The sequence below is a fragment of the Peribacillus sp. FSL P2-0133 genome (assembly GCF_037975445.1).
Taxonomy (GTDB): Bacteria; Bacillota; Bacilli; order Bacillales; family DSM-1321; genus Peribacillus; species Peribacillus simplex_E.
This window is the reverse complement of the sequence record NZ_CP150254.1, coordinates 1,632,303-1,649,188: the sequence shown is the minus strand read 5'-3', so window position 1 is coordinate 1,649,188 and position 16,886 is coordinate 1,632,303. Positions and strand designations below refer to the sequence as shown.

General features: G+C 41.0%; 19 protein-coding genes. 1 reads left to right on the top strand and 18 read right to left on the bottom strand.

What is annotated here, in order from left to right; translation table 11 throughout:
* Window positions 1-243: 243 nt before the first annotated feature.
* From MKY17_RS07980 to spoIIGA, 10 genes are all read right to left on the bottom strand, one after another.
* Window positions 244-759: a DivIVA domain-containing protein gene (locus tag MKY17_RS07980; RefSeq protein WP_098371071.1), complete on the bottom strand. Its 516-nt coding sequence runs from the start codon at window positions 757-759 to the stop codon at window positions 244-246.
* Between the two features lie 85 nt (window positions 760-844).
* A complete protein-coding gene (locus MKY17_RS07975) occupies window positions 845-1,618 on the bottom strand; it encodes an RNA-binding protein (RefSeq protein ID WP_098371072.1) in 774 nt (257 codons plus the stop codon).
* 130 nt (window positions 1,619-1,748) lie between these two features.
* On the bottom strand, window positions 1,749-2,015 hold the full coding sequence (locus MKY17_RS07970) for a YggT family protein (protein WP_063596305.1): 267 nt from the start codon (window positions 2,013-2,015) through the stop codon (window positions 1,749-1,751).
* Between the two features lie 6 nt (window positions 2,016-2,021).
* Window positions 2,022-2,486, bottom strand: a complete 465-nt coding sequence (locus tag MKY17_RS07965; protein WP_063596306.1) for a cell division protein SepF — start codon at window positions 2,484-2,486, stop codon at window positions 2,022-2,024.
* A 21-nt stretch (window positions 2,487-2,507) separates the two neighbouring features.
* Window positions 2,508-3,179: a YggS family pyridoxal phosphate-dependent enzyme gene (locus MKY17_RS07960; RefSeq protein WP_063596307.1), complete on the bottom strand. Its 672-nt coding sequence runs from the start codon at window positions 3,177-3,179 to the stop codon at window positions 2,508-2,510.
* A 2-nt stretch (window positions 3,180-3,181) separates the two neighbouring features.
* Window positions 3,182-4,009: a peptidoglycan editing factor PgeF gene (pgeF, locus tag MKY17_RS07955; RefSeq protein ID WP_098371073.1), complete on the bottom strand. Its 828-nt coding sequence runs from the start codon at window positions 4,007-4,009 to the stop codon at window positions 3,182-3,184.
* Window positions 4,010-4,064: 55 nt separating this feature from the next.
* Window positions 4,065-4,334, bottom strand: a complete 270-nt coding sequence (locus tag MKY17_RS07950; RefSeq protein ID WP_076366653.1) for a YlmC/YmxH family sporulation protein — start codon at window positions 4,332-4,334, stop codon at window positions 4,065-4,067.
* Window positions 4,335-4,562: 228 nt separating this feature from the next.
* Entirely contained in the window at window positions 4,563-5,342 is a 780-nt protein-coding gene (gene sigG / locus MKY17_RS07945) for an RNA polymerase sporulation sigma factor SigG (protein ID WP_034313871.1), read from the bottom strand.
* Between the two features lie 150 nt (window positions 5,343-5,492).
* On the bottom strand, window positions 5,493-6,212 hold the full coding sequence (gene sigE, locus MKY17_RS07940) for an RNA polymerase sporulation sigma factor SigE (RefSeq protein WP_034313874.1): 720 nt from the start codon (window positions 6,210-6,212) through the stop codon (window positions 5,493-5,495).
* Between the two features lie 58 nt (window positions 6,213-6,270).
* Entirely contained in the window at window positions 6,271-7,197 is a 927-nt protein-coding gene (gene spoIIGA / locus MKY17_RS07935) for a sigma-E processing peptidase SpoIIGA (protein WP_098371074.1), read from the bottom strand.
* A 371-nt stretch (window positions 7,198-7,568) separates the two neighbouring features.
* Between spoIIGA and tnpB the strand changes: the two genes are divergently transcribed.
* Window positions 7,569-8,774 carry an IS200/IS605 family element RNA-guided endonuclease TnpB gene (tnpB, locus tag MKY17_RS07930; protein WP_098371075.1) on the top strand — a complete coding sequence of 402 codons (1,206 nt, stop codon included), beginning with the start codon at window positions 7,569-7,571 and terminating at the stop codon, window positions 8,772-8,774.
* Window positions 8,775-8,914: 140 nt separating this feature from the next.
* Here the strand turns inward: tnpB and ftsZ are convergent, their stop codons facing one another.
* The 8 genes from ftsZ to spoVE all read right to left on the bottom strand — a co-directional run bounded on the left by ftsZ (window position 8,915) and on the right by spoVE (window position 16,755).
* On the bottom strand, window positions 8,915-10,072 hold the full coding sequence (ftsZ, locus tag MKY17_RS07925; RefSeq protein WP_098371076.1) for a cell division protein FtsZ: 1,158 nt from the start codon (window positions 10,070-10,072) through the stop codon (window positions 8,915-8,917).
* Window positions 10,073-10,116: 44 nt separating this feature from the next.
* Entirely contained in the window at window positions 10,117-11,415 is a 1,299-nt protein-coding gene (ftsA, locus tag MKY17_RS07920; protein ID WP_098371077.1) for a cell division protein FtsA, read from the bottom strand.
* Between the two features lie 264 nt (window positions 11,416-11,679).
* Window positions 11,680-12,045, bottom strand: a complete 366-nt coding sequence (locus MKY17_RS07915; RefSeq protein ID WP_098371078.1) for a small basic family protein — start codon at window positions 12,043-12,045, stop codon at window positions 11,680-11,682.
* Window positions 12,045-12,755 carry a DUF881 domain-containing protein gene (locus MKY17_RS07910; RefSeq protein WP_098371079.1) on the bottom strand — a complete coding sequence of 237 codons (711 nt, stop codon included), beginning with the start codon at window positions 12,753-12,755 and terminating at the stop codon, window positions 12,045-12,047. The genes MKY17_RS07915 and MKY17_RS07910 overlap by 1 nt, the downstream gene beginning before the upstream one ends.
* A 42-nt stretch (window positions 12,756-12,797) precedes the next feature.
* Entirely contained in the window at window positions 12,798-13,490 is a 693-nt protein-coding gene (locus MKY17_RS07905) for a DUF881 domain-containing protein (RefSeq protein WP_098371080.1), read from the bottom strand.
* A complete protein-coding gene (locus MKY17_RS07900) occupies window positions 13,477-14,259 on the bottom strand; it encodes an FtsQ-type POTRA domain-containing protein (protein ID WP_098371081.1) in 783 nt (260 codons plus the stop codon). Before MKY17_RS07900 ends, MKY17_RS07905 begins: the two co-directional genes overlap by 14 nt.
* 131 nt (window positions 14,260-14,390) lie before the next feature.
* The gene (gene murB, locus MKY17_RS07895; protein ID WP_098371082.1) at window positions 14,391-15,299 is read right to left on the bottom strand and encodes a UDP-N-acetylmuramate dehydrogenase; all 909 of its coding nucleotides are present in this window, start codon (window positions 15,297-15,299) and stop codon (window positions 14,391-14,393) included.
* A 355-nt stretch (window positions 15,300-15,654) separates the two neighbouring features.
* Window positions 15,655-16,755 (bottom strand): stage V sporulation protein E, encoded by a 1,101-nt coding sequence (gene spoVE, locus MKY17_RS07890; RefSeq protein WP_098371083.1) that lies wholly within the window; start codon window positions 16,753-16,755, stop codon window positions 15,655-15,657.
* Between the last annotated feature and the right edge of the window lie 131 nt (window positions 16,756-16,886).

Below are 16,886 nucleotides of genomic sequence, written 5' to 3'. Positions count from 1 at the left end.
ATCCATCCTCTCGAGCATTCGTAACGTGAATGAAACGCTTCATTTACTTACTGCAAAAGCAGGTTCAACTCAGAACTCAAGGGTGATCTTCAATATCTTCGCTTATTCCGGGCTTTCACCATCCCCGGTTCGCTAAAAATAAGTGTGTGAAGAATTTACTTTCCCTGTCATCGTCTAATTTCATAATGAATAGTATTGTTAAAAAATTATATGCGAAAAAAGTGTTCAAAGTCAAGGAATCGTTTAAATTTCCTCTTCCACTCTCTCATTTAATTCTATTTCAGTCGCATCCACTTCATAATCCAGAAGATGATCCCAATCGTCATTGTCCAGCAAATCGAGCTGTGCACCGACAAGCATTTTGAAACGCGTCCGGAATACTTTGGATTGCTTTTTCAAATCCTCAATATCCATCGCTATTTTCCTTGCTTTCACGAGTGACTCATTGACGATCCTGTCCGCGTTTTTCTCTGCTTCCTTTATGATCAGTTTCGCTTCTTTTTGGGCATTGCGCCTTAATTCTTCAGCTGCTTCCTGAGCGACAATAATCGACTTGTTAAGTGTACCCTCAATTGTCGTAAAATGTCCCAAACGATCAAAAGTCTCGTTCAGTTTATCTTCAAGTTCTTTCTTCTCCCTCAAAATCAGTTCATAATCTTTAATGATCTGGTCGAGAAATTCATTAACTTCATCTTCATCATACCCACGAAATACTTTGTTAAATTCCTTGTTATGTATATCTATCGGGGTTAAGGGCATTACGGCACCTCCAGAACGGTTTCTACTCTAGTATGTTAAAACTCTATATTCGACAATAAATTTATAAATCCTGCTTTTTATTGAATTATTTTTGTCTGCCTAACGAGATTCTCCACTTATCCTTCTTGGTTTTCCCATCGATTGAAGCTATTTTACATCTGCCAAAACCTCTGATGGAAAGTGAATCACCTTCACGGCATTCTTCCGAGACGTTTTCCGTTTGCTTGAAATTCACCTTTACTTTACCTGACGTTATCAAGGCCTGCGTTTTTTGACGGGACATGTTCAGGACGGACGATAGCACACTGTCAAGCCTAAGAGAACTGACGGTGGTTACTTGCTCTTCCCATTTTTCTTTAACTTGGACGATATCCTCGATCGGAAGCCGTCTGATGGAAACAGAAGCATTACCTATTTTCTCCATATTCCCTGTGAGATATGAATCCATCTCCTCGGCAGCTATAAACTGAGTATGCTCCTCCGTCACTATTATATCACCAAATTTTTCACGTTTTACCCCTAGTGACATCAAGGTTCCAAGTATTTGCCTATGTTCAAGCGTAACAAACTTTTTTGGATAGGAGATATCGTATAAGGAGATATTGAAATCCGATGGTTCAGGAGAGTAATAATCAGGGTAAATGAGCACACGTTTTCGCTCTACGAAATCGCCCCCGCCATTGAATTGCAGTTTCGCATCCGGATCATTCCCCAATAAGGAAGTAAGGATTTCCTGCTGACGCGGATCAAGAAAATCAGATAGTTTCGGAGCGTAGGAATTTTTAACCTGATCGATCCAATTCATAGCCTGGTCAATAAAATCTTTTTCCTCCGGCCTGAAATGCTGATAAATACTCATGATTGAATAAATGCTCCTTAATTATCAAATTAATGGACGATCATAAGTAATTGATTAAACGGCTCTGCGTTGCTACTACACAGCAGAGTATCTTCCGACTGTGTAGTAATCATGTCAGGTTAGTTGTTGATCATCCTATTAAAGTCTGTAAGTAATTGATTCCATAACCGCTGGCAAAATTAAGTACCAGCAAAGCCACAAGAGGTGAAAGATCAATCATGCCAAGTGGCGGGATGAACTTTCTGAACGGTTCTAAATACGGTTCGCAAATCTTTTCCAGAAATTGACCAATCGATGTCTCCCTTGCATTGGGGAACCATGACATCAATATGTAACCGATTAATGCCATTGAATAAATTTCAATTAAATAATATAAACCCTGAAGCACTAAACCCATTAACCATTACCACCTCGCTTCTTCGTACTCCTCTTCGGCGGCGAAGCCGGTAATATTACCGGAAACATCGACGTTGTCCGGGGTACATAAGAATATATCTGTTCCGATTTTTTGGATATCCCCGCTGATTGCATAAACAGTCCCACTTAGAAAATCAATGATTCGCTTTCCTTGGTCATGCTGGATTCGTTGAAGGTTCACGACTACAGCACGCCTGTTTTTTAAATGGTCAGCTACCTCCTGGGCTTCTGCATAAGCACGAGGCTCCAATAATACTACTTTAGAAGATTTCTGTACGCTTTGCAAACTTACGATATTCTGATTGGCATGATTCCCTGCAGAAGCGGACTGATGCTGTTTAGCTGACTTCACGACTTTTGGTTCAGCCTCCTCTTCTTCCATCATTTCATCCTTGTACTCATACTCATCATCCAGCGCGAAATAAGATTTAAATTTTGATACGAACGACATCTATAGGGTACCTCCTTAAAATTATTCGCCTACAAGTGCTGTACCAATCCTGATCATTGTAGCGCCTTCCTCAATGGCAATCATGAAATCATTGGACATCCCCATGGACAACTCAGTACAGGGGGCATGCTTCAACTCTAAATTTTGTATTTCAACCTGGATACCTTTCAGTTTGCGGAAGCATTCCCGCAAAACCTGTTCATCATCGGTCAGTGGAGCCATTGTCATCAATCCTGCAACATTCACCTTATCAAACTTGGATAATCCTTTGATGAAATCCATCGTCTCCTCAGGACCCAGGCCATGTTTTGATTCCTCACCAGAAACATTCACCTGCACTAAACAGTTTATCGGCTCATTTGCTCGTTTTTGAATTTCTTCTGCCAAAGAAATGCGATCCAATGAATGGATATACGAAATTTTATCGATGACATTCTTTACTTTGCGTGTTTGCATAGAACCGATATAATGCCAGTTGGGCTTGTCCTTCAGCACTTCATATTTAGTCAAAAGCCCTTCGTCACGGTTTTCACCCAAATCAAGTATTCCCGCTTCCAATGCTTCATTCGCTCTCTCGACCGAAACATATTTCGTCACTGCGATCAACTTTATCGCTTCACGGTCCCTTCCACTATTCTCACATGCTCTATTTATCTTTTCTTCGATGTTTTTTAAATTGTCCACTACTTTCACTGTTACTCTAAATCCTCCTTCCAACCGATAAAACTCATCAATCTGCCTGTCTTCCCGTTATCACGGCGATGTGAAAAAAACAATTCATGATCACAGCTTGTACAGTATGATGTAACGTCGATCTGACTTTTTGGAATTCCTGATTTTTGAAGAATCAATGCATTAAGTTGCTTAAGGTCTAACTGATATTGTCCTTCACTGATTAAATTATAGGGCTTTTCGTCAATATCTACCAGCATATTCTGCACTAAATCCATGACATAATCATCAACTACATAGCACTTTGAACAAATCGACGGTCCAATAACAGCAAATATCTCACTTGCTTTTATACCCTCACTCAGCCATGCCTCAACCATTTTCCGTGCAATTCCATAAACCGTACCCTTCCATCCAGCATGTGCCACCCCAATCATACCATGTGCCGGAGCAAGAAAGTATAAGGGCACGCAGTCTGCATAGCAAAGGGTCAATAGAGCGTTTTGGTCCTTCGTATAGAATCCGTCAGTCGCTTTAAAGGCTGAATCATAATCCGTAGCACCTCTCCCGCCATCGCGGCTGGTAACTTGATGGATTTTCGTTTCATGTGTCTGCTCGGCGCCTATCCATTCATTAAGCGGAAACGTCAGCTTATCAGCTATAATACTGCGGTTTCCCTGTACATCTTCAAGTTTATCACCGACATGAAAACCGGTATTCAATGTTTGAAAATCACCTGTACTGACTCCCCCATTTTTTGTGGTGAAGCCCGCTACGAGCTGGAGATTTTTTTGTCTCCAGCTGTCAATGAGCATATATTGGTCTTTTATTAAAACAAATGGCTCTTTCATGCTATAAACCTCTTTATTTTTAGTCTAGTGTATCATATATTTGTGCCACGCACCTTTAAAACCGTTCATCTTTCACTTCGGCTTGAAAAACAGTCTGATGCTCAACAAGTATGACATCTGCACCGATTTTTTTTATTTTACGCCATGGGATCACAATATCCTGTTCCCTGCCAAAAAAACCCATCAACCTAGTTCCATTTGAAACAATGATGGCCTCTATTTTCCCCGTGGCCGTATTGATTTCAAGATCTGACATATTACCTAATTTCTTACCATCCGCTATATTGACGATATCCTTAATTTGAAATTCGGAAATCCTGGTCACATCACTCAGCTCCTCAAAATTTCATCATAGATGAAGGTCCTATTCCTATGTATATGACATGATGCGCTCAAGGATGAAGAATACGATAAATAAACGTCCATTCGATCACGATCCCTTCCGGAAGGGATTTTCAACAAAATAAAAAAGCCGCTATGGATAAGTAGCTTTAAGCGGGTATTGACATTTATGCCCTACCCGCTTCAGCTAACTTTTTCTCATGCTCAGCTTCTACTGTTGGATATTTTTATTCATTTGTTTGATTGCCGCTTTTTCCAATCGGGAGACCTGTGCTTGTGAAATGCCGATTTCCTCGGCTACCTCCATTTGCGTCTTCCCTTGGAAAAACCGTTTGCGAAGGATCATTTTTTCCCGGTCATTCAACCGTCTCATGCCTTCATTTATAGCTATTTCATCAATCCAGGTACTATCTTTATTTTTTTCATCACTTAGTTGGTCGAGTACATAAATCGGATCCCCGCCATCATTATAAATCGGTTCAAAAAGTGAAACTGGATCTTGTATAGCATCTAGTGCAAAAACAATTTCTTCATGAGGTACTTCCAACACCTTGGCGATTTCTTCAGCTGTCGGCTCACGAAGGGTCTGGCTTATGAGCTTTTCTTTTACCTGCAAAGCTTTGTAAGCGATGTCTCTTAAAGAACGGGATACCCGAATCGGATTATTGTCACGAAGATATCTTCTGATTTCTCCAATAATCATCGGAACAGCATACGTTGAAAACTTAACATTTTGACCTAGGTCAAAGTTATCTATCGACTTCATCAACCCTATACAGCCTACCTGAAATAGATCATCTACATACTCTCCCCGATTGTTGAAGCGTTGAATGACGCTTAGAACGAGTCGAAGATTCCCGTTTACCAGTTTCTCTCTTGCTGAAATATCGCCATCTTGCAGTTCTTTAAAGAGTTTTCTCATTTCTTCATTCTTTAAAACCGGTAATTTTGATGTATCCACACCGCAGATTTCAACCTTATTACGAGACAAAATTATTCCCTCCTCACAGGAGCGCTGTACAAAAAACAGTATTTCCGCGGGAGGAAAAAATATGCACATGGCTAGAACAGAAAATCCCCATTATTTTTCAATATAGCTACCAAAGTATTGATTTGATTGACATTTAAGCACTTTATTTTTTTACACCATTTTATTAAATTCTTTACGAAGCCTCTTAATAATCCTTTTTTCCAAACGTGAAATGTAAGATTGGGAAATCCCCAGCATGTCGGCAACGTCCTTTTGGGTTTTTTCTTCTCCGCCTGCAAGCCCAAAACGGAGTTCCATTATCTGTTTTTCACGTTCGGATAACTGTGTAAGTGCTTTTGTCAGCAGCTTACGGTCAACATTTGCCTCAAGGTCTTTCGTGATAATGTCATCGTCCGTTCCAAGTACATCGGATAACAGAAGTTCATTTCCATCCCAATCAATATTCAGGGGTTCATCAAAAGAAACTTCAGAACGGATTTTGTTATTTCTGCGTAAATACATTAATATTTCATTCTCGATGCATCTCGAAGCATATGTAGCGAGTTTTATTTTCTTCTCAGGATTGAATGTATTCACAGCTTTGATCAAACCTATGGTTCCAATGCTGATTAAATCCTCAATATTGATGCCAGTATTTTCGAATTTCCTGGCAATATAAACCACCAGCCTTAAATTACGTTCAATCAAGATCGAGCGTGCAGCTTCATCGCCATTCGGTAATTTATTGATCAGTATTGCCTCTTCTTCCTTCGAAAGGGGCGGGGGCAGTGCCTCACTCCCTCCTATATAAAATATTTCGTCCGTTTTCAATCCGAGCTTGAACAATAGTTTGTACCAAAAATAAGTGAGCCGAAGAATGAATTTCTTCAAAATAATTCTCCCTTCTAATAAACGGATTATGGGTCAAATTAAAGAGTGAATTGATGGTTCAGGAGGCATTTTGCACCGGTATCCCGGTTAACATTTTCGGGTGAACGATAGATTGATAGCTATTGTCGGGAGAGAGTTGCTGAAAGGTAAACGAAACGAGACCCTGCTTGACATGAAATTCTTTTTCTCCTTGAATGATTTTAATGTAATCCGGTTTGATTGCGGTTAACAGCTGATGTTCATGGCCCACGACTTTATAAGGGATGACACGCATTCTTCCTGTCCATGAATATTCGGGCTGCGTTTCCTGACTTATCAGGTTATCAGGATTTTTAAAGAGTTCTAGCATATCGTCCGGAATTCCTGTTTCCCCTCCTGAAAGAGAGATGATCATGACTGGGGAGCGTGTAATCGGATCATATAGTTGATTGCCGCTATCCACCAATCCATGAAATTCCCCTTCAAAGTCAGAGATTTTAACCGAGACTGAAACCATTTGTTCATGTGTAAGCTTGGTCATCTCCATCCCTTCTAGTGTTCGCTTGGAAAATTGCCATGCGAGCGGGAACCCGATCATTACGAATATCCAGCTGACAGGGTCGCCAAAACGGTTGATTCCTGCATATTGACCAGGGTCCTTGGACACGATTTGGAATTCAAATAAGTAGTGAAGTCCCAGAAGGATTCCTCCCGATAAAAACGTCACGAAATATAAAGTGGCCACCGATTTCATGAAAAGTTTCAACCTATTAAACCCAAAGGTTGCCAGCACCATGACAAGGGATACTAAAATCTTCATGTACACTCGGTCGGCAATTGCATAAAAAGGAGTGAATGCCAATACGATAATGAAGGAACCAATCAACCCGCCGATGCATACCCGCCAAAGAGCTACCCTTCGTTTAAGAATGATTGCGGTCCAATATAAAAGGAGGCAGTCAAATAACCAATTCAACAACCAGATCACATCTAAATATAAAGTCAAACACCCTCCCCTCCTTTTATTAACAAACCTTCCACTAGCAAAAAGTATAGCGTACCTGCCCTTAGAAAGTGTGTCACTTTTTGTACTGAAAACTTAAGAGTTTTTCAGTCATTTTTACCCTTTTTGTAGAAAAACAGCCATTGATATTTTCAATACCGTCTTAGAGACTATCCTGCTCCCTTTTACTTCTGTCGATTTATGTTATAAAAGTTTAATAATTTATCATTTCCCTCCAGAAGACTCCCTCTTCAAGCGTGTGAAGGGCGAGAGTCCAACGGTAAGGGGAGATGAATGGCGGTTGGCATAATCCAAAGTAATCTTTTGACAAACATACGTTCCCTGAATGATAATAACTATAAAGGGGTGAACCAATGGTCGTAAACAAGGCTTATAAATTTCGAATCTATCCAACGAAAGAACAACTAGTTCTCATCAATAAAACGATCGGCTGCTCCCGTTTTGTCTATAACTTCTTTTTAGGCAAGCAAAATGAGAAAGATGCCTACTGGTATATCTGTGAAGAAATGAAGCAAAACGGCCAATTACCCTCTAATGAATGGAAAGGTTCTTTTCTGAATAAATATGCAACAATCAAAGAACTTCCAGCTTTAAAGAAAGAGTATTCTTTCCTAAAAGAAGTAGACAGTATAGCCTTACAGAAATCAGTAGAAAATTTAGCAGATTCCTATAGTCGATATTATAAAAAACAAAACAAGTCTCCACGCTTCAAATCGAAAAAGAATCCGGTCCAATCCTACACGACTAAACATACGAATGGAAATATCGGAATGTTTGGAAACCAAATTAAATTGCCAAAACTCGGTTTAGTTCGTTTTGCTAAAAGCCGCGAGGTCGAAGGGCGAATCATCAATGCAACAATCAGGCGGAACCCTTCGGGTAAATATTTCATTTCTGTTTTAGCGGAAACCAATGTACAAGTACTTCCTAAAACGAATCGTTCGTGCGGTGTAGATGTTGGTTTGAAGAATTTTGCCATTCTTTCAGATGGTACGGTTTATCAAAACCCAAAGTTCTTCGGAACGGTCGAAAAAAAATTGGCCAAAGCACAACGAATTCTTTCAAGGCGACAAGAAATAGCCTTGAATCAAAATAAACCATTGGCTGAAGCCAAAAATTATCAAAAACAAAAACGAAAAGTGGCCATCCTACACGAAAAAATTTCAAATGCCCGAATGGATTACTTACATAAAGTCTCAACCGAAATCATCAAAAACCACGATGTTATTGGAATGGAAGACTTGCAAGTGTCCAATATGATGAAAGATCACAAACTAGCTAAAGCGATTAGTGAAGTATCTTGGTACCAATTCAAACAAATGTTGGAATACAAAGCAAAATGGTATGGTAAACAAATCGTGTCCGTATCTAAAACTTTTGCTTCTAGCCAACTGTGTTCTAGCTGCGGGTACCAAAATAAAGACGTTAAACATCTTAATCTTCGTGAATGGGATTGTCCTTCTTGTTCTACTCACCACGATCGAGATATTAACGCAGGACTCAATCTAATGAACGAAGCCATAAGGCTTCTAACCGTAGGAACTACGGGGATAGCCTAATTAAAATTTGGCCAATAGGCTAATGTTCTTAGGAATCCCCCACTTCAATCAGACCGTAAGGTCGATCAATTGCTTTTAAGAGTTCACATTATTAACGACAAAAAACCGTCCCCAAATGGGAACGGCATATGACGTCGATATTAACGGCGTCTATTACGGTTACGGAGGAAGGTTGGAATATCCAGGGCCTCATCACCTTGATTGGCATTACGTGCAGGCTGTTCATTGACTTCTTCTCTCTTCACTTCACGCTTCACGTTTGGCTGTGGCGTTTGTTGTGTCTGAGGTCTTGATTGCTGCTGTTGTCCGAGTGTTGGACGTCCAGTAGGCCGTATTGAAGCTTCAACCTCGTTAAAGCCTGTTGCAATTACCGTAACGACGATTTCATCTTTAAGGTTTTCATTGATAACAGAACCAAAAATCATGTTGACGTCTTGATCGGATGCAGTAGCCACGATATCGGCCGCTTCCTGGACTTCAAAAAGACTTAGGTTCGTGCCACCTGTAATATTCATCAGTACGCCTTGGGCACCATCAATCGATGTTTCAAGCAACGGACTGGAAATGGCTTTTTTCGCCGCTTCCGCCGCACGGTTTTCCCCTGAGGAAATCCCGATTCCCATAAGTGCGGAACCTTTGTTGGACATGATTGTCTTCACATCGGCAAAGTCCAAGTTAATAAGACCTGGAACAGCAATTAAATCTGAAATCCCTTGTACACCTTGACGAAGTACATTATCGGCTTCACGGAATGCTTCAAGCATCGGCGTGCTTTTATCGACGATTTCAAGGAGGCGGTCGTTCGGAATGACGATCAGTGTGTCAACCGATTCCTTCATGGATGAAATGCCGCCTTGTGCCTGTGTTGCACGTTTTCGGCCTTCGAAAGTAAATGGACGTGTAACTACACCCACTGTAAGAGCCCCTAGATCTTTAGCGATGCCCGCTATGACAGGAGCAGCCCCTGTTCCTGTACCGCCGCCCATTCCAGCAGTTACGAAAACCATATCGGCACCTTTAAGCGCTTCTTCAATCTGCTCTTTGCTTTCTTCAGCAGCTTTTTTTCCTACCTCGGGATTGGCACCTGCTCCCAAACCACGAGTAAGCTTTCCACCGATTTGCATTTTGATTTCTGCTTTTGATAGATTAAGAGCCTGTGCGTCAGTATTGACAGAAATAAACTCAACACCCTGTACACCATGCTCGATCATTCTGTTTACCGCATTGTTTCCGCCGCCGCCAACACCTATTACTTTTATCGTTGCTAATTGTTCTAGATTAGAATCAAACTCCAACATGACAATCCTCCTATTTTGACGAAATTCCCGATTCTTAATGATTGTTATTCAAAAAAGTAACCCAGGATTTTTTTGAATTTAGATTCACCTTTTTCACCTTGTTTTTTAGCCGTGTTCTCTTTGTTTTTCTGAGAAACCTTCTGGCTGCGCTGGTCGTTATCTTCTTGAGCTTGTCCAGCTGCTACAGGAGTTTTATTAGCGGTGTTTTTTTGCATTCTCTCTTTCTTGCATGCGTGTTTAATCAAACCAACAGCTGTCGTGTATTGGGGCTCCCTGACACCGATGTAATTCGGTTCAGCTGTCCTTACTCGGTTTTGGAACACATATTGAGCTAGCTCCAGGACTCCCGGCATCTTGACGACGCCCCCGGTCAACACGAAACCACCCGGTATATCCTGGAAGCCAAGTCTCTTCAAATCATCTTGAATCAACTCGAATATTTCGGTCACCCGCGCTTCAATGATATCCGAAAGCATTAACTGGTTGCAGGTCTGTTGCTGATCGCTGCCGATGATCGGTATTTGGAATACTTCATCTTCAGACGCGTCATCATAAAAGGCATGTCCATGCTTTACTTTTATTTTCTCAGCTTCCTCCATCGTTGTCCTTAGAACGATGGAAAGGTCCTTCGTAAGTGTTTCCCCGCCTATAGGTATCACAGACGTATATTGTAAATAGCCTTGTTCGAAAATTGCCAGAGTCGTGGAACCACCGCCAATATCGACAAGTGCCACACCAAGTTCTTTTTCATCCTTGGATAAAACAAGGGAACCTGCGGCTAACGGCTGAAGCGCGATATCGGTTATTTCCAACCCTGCCCTTTCCACACAGCGCAGTGTGTTATGTAAAATTGTCCGAAGACCTGTGATTAAAATCCCTCTCATTTCCAACCGGACACCTATCATGCCCCTTGGATCACTGATTTCATCAAGTTCATCAACTTTGTAGTGAATCGGCACCACGTCGATGATTTCCCTGTCGGATGGTATCGTTATTAACTCCGCTGCTTCCCTAACACGGAAAACGTCATGCTCGGTAATTTCTTTATTGTCACTGGATACCGCTACTACCCCATGGCATGGCTGAAGCGTCACGTGATTTCCGCTTATGCCGACGATTACATTCTTTATCTCCATCCCTATCATCCGTTCTGCTTGCTCTATAGCCTTTTGAATGGATTGGACGGTTTCATCTATACCGACGATCGAACCCTTTTTGAGCCCTTCTGATTTAACATTTCCTACGCCGATTATATTTAATGTGTCATTGACCATTTCCCCAATGATAACTTTTACACTGGATGTACCGATGTCAAGACTTACGTATATTTCGTTGCTGTTCATTCCATGGCACCTCCTTCAGTTTTATACATGTATTAGTAGAATAACATTTTTATATCGAAGACTTATACATTATAGAATAACAGAACTGATTACAACAACTCGCGAATTTCATAGAAATGCGGTTCATTTAGTATTTCCCGAACAAAACTCGTAGATTTCCCACCTTATGGTGCTTATTGTTCGCTTCTCAACGAGACTGATACACTTAATAAACTAGATACTGCCATAAACTATTCGTCATTTATAACTTAATTCCCTTTAAAATTATAGATTTTTTTTCTGCTTTTTCCGGGAAATGGACCATTTTTCAATTAGGATCCTTCTAATCAGGGCGATATTTTGAAAGAGCCTTACACCGAACACAAAGATTGCGGCTAAATATAAGTCTACACCAAGATGTACACCTAGAAAAGCCAAACCTGCGGCTAAAACAATATTAAAGAAGAATCCTGTTACAAATACAACTTCATCATAAAGATTTTGCAAATGGGCCCGTATGCCCCCAAATAAGGTATCAAAAGCAGCAAGCACAGCAATGGAAAGATAATTTGAATATTCATGTGGAATATCAAAATCCACCAAAAAACCAAGAGTGATCCCAATCAATAGTCCAAAAACTGGAAGCCACATTACGATTCACCCCCATCCATAATGGGTTCCATATGTTCCACATTAATAGCATTTTGGTAAGCCGGCAATGTCAACTCACCGGAAGGCACATTGATCTGCACTTCAAAATTATCTATAAAGAAATCATCCATAAGTTCGGAACCTTCAATGCGTTGCTTCAGTTTCTTTGGATTAACGGTTATTGCCTGTATTTCGACCGGGTAATGAACAAGAGGATACCCGTCCATTTTCGGCTGCCCATTAATATCACGAATAACCGATGTTGATATATACCTTTGTCCTGAAATGGAAATTTCGTCAGCGCCATACCTATACATTTCATTAATGAGCCGAATGATCAAAACAGGTGAAATATACTCGACCCTCTCACCAAGAAGGAGATCTGCTTTGATAGGCTGTATAGATACGATGACCCCATTACCTTTAATTTCGGTCAAACCTGCATCTGTCTTTAATTCGGTCAGGGTGTCACGCAATACTTCTTCTTTACTCTCATTTTTCTTTGTTTCATAGGATGCTATTTTTCCCTCAAGCTTCCCTATACCCTCTATTAGATCCGCCTGGGTCTGCTGTTCTTTCAATAAATCATTTTTCAGCTCCCACATATCCCTTGTATCGGAAACGACAGGCTGATTCACCAAATTGAATTGAATAGCGAGCATGAAGCCAGCAATCAACGTAACCAAACTAAAAGAAAGCTTTTTTTTCATTTCCAGTTTCTCACCATTCTTTCATCGAATCCGGCGGTCTGATCACCCTCCAATAATTGGATCAAAAATGATATTCTTTTGTTTTTCCACTGTAAAGATAATATTCTCATTAACCAGCTGTTCCTTGATGCCACCGGGTAAGTCCAGTGAAGCACCCAGGACATCCGGGTCCCCAATCGCAGATATGATGAAGGGAGCAGGATGCTGATGGCCATCGATTGTAATCACAGGCCCATTACAGATTATGTATGAATCATGATTTAACCTTTGACCGTTAATCGCAACAGCCTCTGCACCTGATATGTATAGTTCATTGACGACCTTGAAGACATGCTGTTCATGGACGAGGTAATTATTAACATTGGCTTCTGAATCCATATCCGTACCATCTTCAAGCGTCACCTGCAGGCCTGAGCCTTTCACTTTCACTTTCCCGAGAAACATACGGTATTTTTCCGTATCCTTTGCCAAATTGAAAAAAAGCTGCTTTTCCTGCGCTAAGTCTTTTTCTATTTGGGATACATTTTCTTGCTTCTGAAGGAGTTCCTTCTGAAGTTCCCGGTTCTGCTTCTCCTGTTCGATCAGCTTCTGCCTCAGCTCATATTCCTGATCCCAGGCTTTGTCCTTCCCTGCACCTTCACCTTCTTTGGTCAGATTGTAAGAGAAGGCTATCATGAATCCGAGCACCACGCAAACCAGGGGTAAAACCACCCGCTTGCCATTAATTTTCCTCATTAGTGTCTTCCTTTTGATCAGCGTCTTCATATGCCTTAAAATAAGAACCCACTTCCAGATCGATGACTCCCTTTACATTTGGATCCAACTGGCTGACAATTGATGGATAGTGAATCATTTTCTCGTATAAAGTCCGGCTTGTCGCACTTACTTCAAACCCATCGTTCATATACATGACGATATGGTAGACATCAGTTTTGGTTGGAGCGTAATGAATTTCTGAAATGGCATTCTGAATCTCGATTGGAAGCTTGTCCAGCTCTTCTAAAAGCAACTTTAATGCTTTACCCTCTTTGAAACCAATTAAAACAGGGGCAAATACTGGAATTTCTCCTGTTGCCAACTCCTCTAAAACGGACCCGTTTTCCAAAATGGGTGCAAACTTCCCATTATTGGACAGATATGCCATCCTATTATGTTCCGAAACCGTAATTTTAATGGAATTAGGAAATATCGGTGTCACCTTAACGCTTTTTATTTCTTGATTTTTTTTGATATTGGCTGCAGCTTCCCCTGTATCAACCTTCCAGATGCTTCGATCCTTCTTCACCTTACTCAATTTAATGATCTGTTTGGAAGTAATATAACGATTCCCCTCTACCTGCACGGATTTCACATAGCTTAACGGAGATAAGAAATATAGCACACAAGCAACCAGAATGAAGAAAAGGGAAAGCAAAAGAACAAGCCGCCTGTTTGCTTTGCTTTTTCTTAATTGTTTTAATTTCGGGATGCGGTCCTCAATGGAAACGATTTTCCCCTTTTCCATCCCCTTCACCTCTTCCTGAAAAAATGGATGGTTCTTGACAGTGCGAAATCAAGACAAACTCTATATTTGGTTATTAACAAACTTTAAAAGGTAACACATTATATCACAATATTTGGATATTATGAATCCTATTATTTTCGGCCGATAATTTCCACTTCTGTTTCCATTTCAACTTCAAATTTATCATACACAGTATCCTTCACATGCTGTATCAACGCTTGAACATCCGCTGCACTTCCATTACCTGTGTTAACGATAAAGTTCCCGTGCATCGGTGAAATCTGAGCTCCGCCAATAGAATGTCCCTTCAGGCCTGCATTCTCGACCAATTTACCAGCATGGTGTGGAAGTGGATTCCTAAATATGCTCCCGGCACATGGAAGATTATACGGCTGGGTATCTTTACGATAATTCTTGTTATTCTGCATTCTTTCAACGATTTCGGTTTTATCACCCTCTGTCAATTGAAAAATTGCTTCCAGTACGATACCAGGTCTTTTCTTCTGAAGCAGAGAAGTTCGATAAGAAAACTCCATTTCTTCTTTCGAAAGCCAAGCCAGGGTTCCATCTTCAAAAAGAACATGTGCCTCCTTGAGAATTTCACTCATATCGGAACCGTGTGCACCAGCGTTCATATAGACTGCTCCGCCGACGGAACCAGGAATCCCACTGGCAAATTCCAATCCTGCATATCCTTTTTTACTGATTTGTACGGACAGGCTGACAAGTGATACCCCAGCTCCTGCTTTTATCTCCGGCCCATTTATCTCGAGATGATCAAGTCCTTTACCCAATTTAAGCACGGCACCTTCAATTCCGCCATCACTCACAAGTAGGTTAGAGCCCCTGCCGATCACCGTCCATGGAATCCCATTTTCTTTGATGACCTTCATTGTTTTTTCTATATTCTCAATGGATGAAGGCACGATGAATAAATCTGCCGGCCCCCCAATTTTCATAGTTGTATGATTTGCAAGCGGTTCCTGTTCAAGAACTTTGCCGATTTTCATTTCAGTTAATTGCTTTATCACATTATCCATGATAAACCTCCTTGTTGTTCCAAAAATTCCAGGTTATAATTTTCATTTCCTCTTCCATGAGGTCACTTATATTACAAGTTTAATAACGCCTTTTTAGCAGAAAAATGAACAGAAGCAAGCCCCAGTACGGCCTAACCCTCTTATACTATAGTCTAAACAAAGACGTATTGCCAATATTTATTGTGGATTCCTCAACATTCATACATGGTAATATTTAAGCGGCATTTCATTTATTTCTAAATTTCGGCAAGGCACCATCCAAAATCGTTTTCCTGCAAGGGTTTTCAACATAAAAAAAGGAAGCCCTGCGTTTAACAGAACTTCCCTTTTGCCAAACCATATATTTCACTTATTTTCAGAACCTTGAATAACGGCTAATATTCAGGAGCACCCCAATCGCCATCAACATGAGCGTCAGTGATGAACCACCATAACTTAAGAGGGGCAAGGTGATACCCGTAACTGGCATCAAACCCGTTACCACACCTATATTGATCATCACTTGAATGGCGACCATTGCAATGATTCCCACCGCTACAAGGCTCCCATATAAATCAGGGGCACCAAGTGCAATCCGAATGCCCCGCCAAAGCATAAGCGCAAATAATAAAATGACAAGAGAACCCCCGATGAAGCCAAGCTCCTCGGAAAGTATGGCAAAGATAAAATCAGTCTGCGGTTCTGGTAAATAGAAAAACTTTTGGCGGCTTTGCCCGAGTCCCAATCCGAACAATCCCCCTGGTCCGATTGCATAAAACGATTGAATCATTTGAAATCCACTGCCCAAAGGGTCCTCCCAAGGATCCAGAAAAGACGTGATCCTTTTTATCCGGTAGGGCGCTGACAAAATCAGTCCGATAAAACCTGCTACCCCGATTAGCCCCAAGCCGACAAAATGACTGATTTTTGCCCCGGATATAAAAATCATAACGATGCACGTTCCAACCATCACCGTTCCCGTTCCAAGGTCCGGCTGTAACATGATCAATCCAAATGCCAAAAACACTAAACCCAAGGATGGAAGCATCCCTTTTTTAAAGGAGGTGATCAGCTTTTGCCGTTCTGATAAAAACTTAGCTAAAAAAGCGATCATCGCCAGCTTCATGAACTCAGAGGGCTGCACCGAAAAGGCACCCACACCAATCCAGCTCCTCGAACCATTTCTCGCCATCCCTATACCTGGTACAAGCACAGCCAGTAACATAATGAAACAAATGATGATAAGGATCTTGGCCCATGTCCGCCACGTCCAGTAATCCACATTCATGATGAAAAACATGGCTATGACACCAACGCAGGCAAACAGCAACTGCCTTTTAGCAAAATAAAACGAATCATCAAATTTATATGTTGCCCAAATGGCACTCGCGCTGTAAACCATGATTAATCCAACAGTCAAAAGACTTAAGGTGACGATAATGAGAATGAGATCAGGATTCGATTTTTTTAATGGCACGGACATCCACCTCTAGGAAGTTTTTCGAGCCTGCGAAATATAAACATCAATGCTGATTGCTTGTCAGCACTTTAGTCAAAAAAAAAGCGATAACGGCTCATTATCGCTTTTTTCCATGGTGTCAACGTAGA